Source organism: Mesorhizobium sp. WSM4823 (assembly GCF_055811195.1).
The window spans coordinates 1-818 of the sequence record NZ_JBVVQL010000048.1 but is presented as its reverse complement, the minus strand read 5'-3'; the positions used below and the strand labels follow the sequence as shown (position 1 = coordinate 818).

Below are 818 nucleotides of genomic sequence, written 5' to 3'. Positions count from 1 at the left end.
GACCGCTTCCGCCGCCTCTCACCTGGAGATGTGGCGACGGAACCGATGATTGATCATGTGCCAATCCGCGCGCCCATGGAAATCGGGGTCGCGCGAAATATCGTCTGGGGCGGGGCGCGGGCCTTGCGCCGCGATGTCGCGCGTAGCGAGCGGCGGCAGCGTATCCCTGTCCTCATGTATCACAGCGTCGCCGAGGATGGTCCGGCCGCGCTCGCCCGTTTTCGGCTCACGCCCGCCGCATTCGCCAGCCAGATGGCATGGCTGCGCGCCAATGGCTTTCACGCGATCATGTCCGAGCAACTGGAATGGTTCATCGCCAACCGTCACCCTTTCGTTGGCCGCCCGGTGCTCATCAGCTTCGACGACGGCTTCCAGAACTTTGCCGACCATGCCTGGCCGATCTTGCGCGAGAACGATCTGACCGCGGAAGTGTTCCTGGTGACGGATCTGGTGGGTGAAAGTGCACGGTGGGACGCCGACAGCGGTCCGCCGACGCCGCTTATGGACGCCGGGACGGTGCGACGTCTCTCCGCCGAAGGTGCTTTCTTCGGAAGCCATCTGGCGACGCATCGCGCGATCGATGGTCTGTCGAGCTCTGACTTGGCCGCCGAGCTGTTGCGCTCTCGTATGTTCATCGAACGGTGGACCGGTCGGCCAACCACGGCATTCGCGGCACCCTTCTCTGTCACCGACCGACGGCTTGGCCGGCTGGCCAAGGAGTGCGGCTATCGAATCGGCTTCGGCCGCAAACACGGGCCGGCGGACCTCGATTGCGATCCCATCGACCTTCCGCGCATCGAGATTCGCGGGGACCGCTC

At 65.0% G+C, this 818-nt stretch carries 1 protein-coding gene; it reads left to right on the top strand.

Annotation, left to right across the window (positions count from 1 at the left end; all coding sequences use genetic code 11):
• Nucleotides 1–30 precede the first annotated feature (30 nt).
• Nucleotides 31–818: polysaccharide deacetylase family protein (locus AC0L26_RS31950; protein ID WP_473636081.1), on the top strand; the 788-nt coding region annotated here is incomplete at its 3' end.